The sequence below is a fragment of the Craterilacuibacter sp. genome, assembly GCF_051659485.1.
GTDB lineage: Bacteria > Pseudomonadota > Gammaproteobacteria > Burkholderiales > Chromobacteriaceae > Craterilacuibacter.
This window is the reverse complement of record NZ_JBOFOO010000210.1, coordinates 1-3035: the sequence shown is the minus strand read 5'-3', so window position 1 is coordinate 3035 and position 3035 is coordinate 1. Positions and strand designations below refer to the sequence as shown.

The window sequence follows — 3035 nt, the reverse complement described above, 5'->3', positions numbered from 1 at the left end:
TGGGGCTAGTGGCTTACATCTATTTTGCGCTGGAGGATATTCGTACCCAGTTGTCGGGTGCGGGCTTGCCCGAGGCAACCTTGCTCAGTGTGAATGCCACACTGGATCAAGCCTTATGGTGGTCGCTGGGTATCTGGGTGCTGTGTTTTTCTTTTATCGGATTTATGGTCTGGTATCTGCGCTACCTGATTGTACGTCCCCTCAAGATGATTATCCGCATTTTTCGTGAAATAGGGGCGGGTGAAGGTGATCTGTCTGGGGAAATACCCGCCACTACGTATGACGAAATTCGCGACTTGTCCGAGTCGCACAATCTATTTTTGCACAAAATGCGCGAGATTATTGGCAAGGTTCAACAAAAGACAATGCAAATTGCCATGGACTCGGCGCGTACCCGTGTCAACCTGACAGAATCCTTGCTGGTGGCGCAACAGCAGGATGCATTAACCGCCGAGGTGCGTTTGGTGAGCGAGGAAACGTCGGAGGGTATTCGGCAGGTGTCCGGCGATACTCTCGAGATTTCGCTTACGACTACGGATAATTTGCAGGTGGCGCGCGAATCATATGCCGAACTGTGTGCCGTCGCTGAGACAATAGCTGCGATAGGCGGCAAAGTTGAGCGCTTTAATCAGACGGTCACCGGATTGAGCCAGCGCTCCGCCAGTATCAAAAGTATTGTGGGCCTGATTCAGGAAATTTCTGACCAGACCAATTTGCTGGCACTGAATGCGGCCATTGAGGCCGCGCGTGCGGGTGAGGCCGGTCGTGGTTTTGCTGTGGTGGCGGATGAAGTCCGTAAATTGGCGGAAAAGGTGAAAGTTGCTACCGATGAAATATCCGGCAATATCGACGGTATGCTGCTGTTGGTTTCTGAAACTGCCACCGAAACCGGCCTGATTCATCGCGATGCCGGTTCGGCGCAGGCCGTAGTCGGTAAGGCTTCCATTCACTTTGGCAAGATGGTGGGCGATTTTGAAGATGCCGCGACCGGACTGGCCGCCATTGCTACGACTATGGAGCGTTTCTCTGTCAGTAATCAGCAAGTCAATCAAAATGTGCTGGTGGTGAATGAGTTAAGTCAGCGCGTGAGCCGGCAATTGAATCAATCGGTTGTAATGTCGAGCAAATTATCGGATGAGTCGGAGGAGATTCAGGCGCTTATCTCGCGTTTTGTCTTGGGCGAGGGCGCACTGGATCGTGTTAGCCTGCAGGCCAAAATATTGCGTGATCGCCTGCAGGAATTGCTGCAGGTGTGGAGTAAGCAGGGTTTGAATGTGGCGGATCGGAATTATATTGCGGTCGCAGGCGTATCCCCACCCAAGTACCGCACCGCTTATGATGCCGAGATTGAGGGGCAGTTGCAGCCACTGCTGGATCAGATTGTGCATAGCCATCATGGGCTGACCTATTGTTTATTGGTCGATGGCAACGGTTATGCGCCGACACATAATTCGTTTTTGTCCCGAGCTCCAAGTGGAGATGCCGCTAATGACCTGAAGTACAGCCGCGACAAGCGCCTGTTTAACGATGCGGTTGGAATCAAGGCGGCGTGTTATACCGGAGCCATGCTGTTGCAGACCTATGTGCGGGATACCGGTGAGATTTTGTCTGAATTGGCTTTGCCCGTGCAGTTGAACGGTCGACATTGGGGCGCTTTGCGTGTGGGTTTTGATCCCCAGGCATTATTGCAAGGGTAAAGACCTGTGCCGTAAATTGAAAACCCCTGAGGGCATCACCGTCAGGGGTTTTTTGTTGCTCATGTTTTTGTTCAGAGGGCGAGTGTAATTACACCCAGTACGGCAAACAGGCTGGCGGCTACGCGATGCACGATATGCTTGGGAAGTTTGCGGGCGGCGACTTCACCCAGCAATACGGCAGGCACGTTAGCTATCATCATGCCCAGCGTGGTGCCCATGACCACCATCCATAGATCGTGGTAGCGTGCCGACAGGGCAACGGTTGCGATTTGGGTTTTGTCGCCCATTTCAGCCAGAAAGAAGGCAATGGTCGTGGCGCCAAATACGCCCAAACGGTCAAACAGGCTGGTGTCGTCATCCAGTTTGTCCGGAATTAGCATCCAGGCGGCCATGGCGATAAAAGATCCGCCTAGAATCCAGCGCATGGTTTGCGGGCTGAATAAACTGGTAACCCATGCGCCCAGTGCTGCGGCGCCGGCATGGTTGAGCAGGGTCGCGACAAAAATGCCGAGGATGATGGGGATGGGTTTTTTGTAGCGGGCCGCGAGCAATAGTGCCAATAGCTGGGTTTTGTCGCCGATTTCAGCAAGGGCGACGATGCCGGTAGAGAAAAACAGTGCTTCCATGGGATTTTCCGAAGGGGCTGCAGACGGCCATGACATAGCCGCGCGGCAGCCCCTGTCGGGCACGCAGTATGTCATGGGTCTTGCCAAACCTTATCGGGTCGTTCGTGCCATGGCCATCAGGCCAAGTATGTTGACACGAACCGGTGCTGTCTCGCACCGAGGCTACTCCCCCAGAGTTGCGCGCATCATAAGGCAAACGAGGGCAGGCATCAAGCCTGCCGTGAATGCTTAATTAATGAGTTGCGAGGTGCAGTGCGGGCAGCGACTGGCTTTGAGCGGAATGCTGCTCAGGCAATAAGGGCAATCCTGCGTTGTTGCTTCGGCGGGTACTTCTTCACGTTTCAGGCGATTGATGACTTTAACCAGCATGAAGATCGCAAAGGCGATAATGGTAAAGCTCACCATGGCATTGATAAACAGGCCGAAATTGAGGGTGATTGCGCCTGCATCTTTAGCGGCGGCAACCGAGATATAGGGGGCCGCCTGTTTGCTGCCTTCCTTAAGTACTAAAAACAGGTTGGAGAAGTCGACATTGCCGAGCAACATCCCGATAGGAGGCATGATGATGTCGTCGACCATCGATTTAACAATGGTGCCGAATGCGCCGCCAATAACCACCGCTATAGCGAGGTCAAGGACGTTGCCACGCACTGCAAAGTCGCGAAACTCTTTGAGAATAGACATGCGGAACTACCTCGTTTCGTTCAGGGCT

At 53.4% G+C, this 3035-nt stretch carries 3 protein-coding genes and 1 riboswitch; of the genes, 1 reads left to right on the top strand and 2 read right to left on the bottom strand.

The window, feature by feature from the left end; genetic code table 11:
* Positions 1–65 precede the first annotated feature (65 nt).
* Entirely contained in the window at positions 66–1697 is a 1632-nt protein-coding gene (locus ACRC1E_RS07540) for a methyl-accepting chemotaxis protein (protein WP_438514490.1), read from the top strand.
* 71 nt (positions 1698–1768) lie between these two features.
* Here ACRC1E_RS07540 and ACRC1E_RS07535 read toward each other — a convergent pair whose 3' ends face one another.
* Both ACRC1E_RS07535 and mscL read right to left on the bottom strand, forming a co-directional pair.
* Positions 1769–2323, bottom strand: a complete 555-nt coding sequence (locus ACRC1E_RS07535; protein WP_438514489.1) for a TMEM165/GDT1 family protein — start codon at positions 2321–2323, stop codon at positions 1769–1771.
* A gap of 11 nt (positions 2324–2334) precedes the next feature.
* Positions 2335–2500, bottom strand: a riboswitch (yybP-ykoY riboswitch).
* Between the two features lie 51 nt (positions 2501–2551).
* Complete coding sequence (gene mscL / locus ACRC1E_RS07530) at positions 2552–3007, bottom strand: large-conductance mechanosensitive channel protein MscL (RefSeq protein WP_438514488.1); 456 nt, start codon at positions 3005–3007, stop codon at positions 2552–2554.
* Positions 3008–3035 lie beyond the last annotated feature (28 nt).

What these genes read in the sequence shown, in the direction of transcription:
- ACRC1E_RS07535 (WP_438514489.1), bottom strand. Translation starts at nt 2,323, where the DNA reads ATGGAAGCACTGTTTTTCTCTACCGGCATCGTCGCCCTTGCTGAAATC.
- mscL (WP_438514488.1), bottom strand. Translation starts at nt 3,007, where the DNA reads ATGTCTATTCTCAAAGAGTTTCGCGACTTTGCAGTGCGTGGCAACGTC.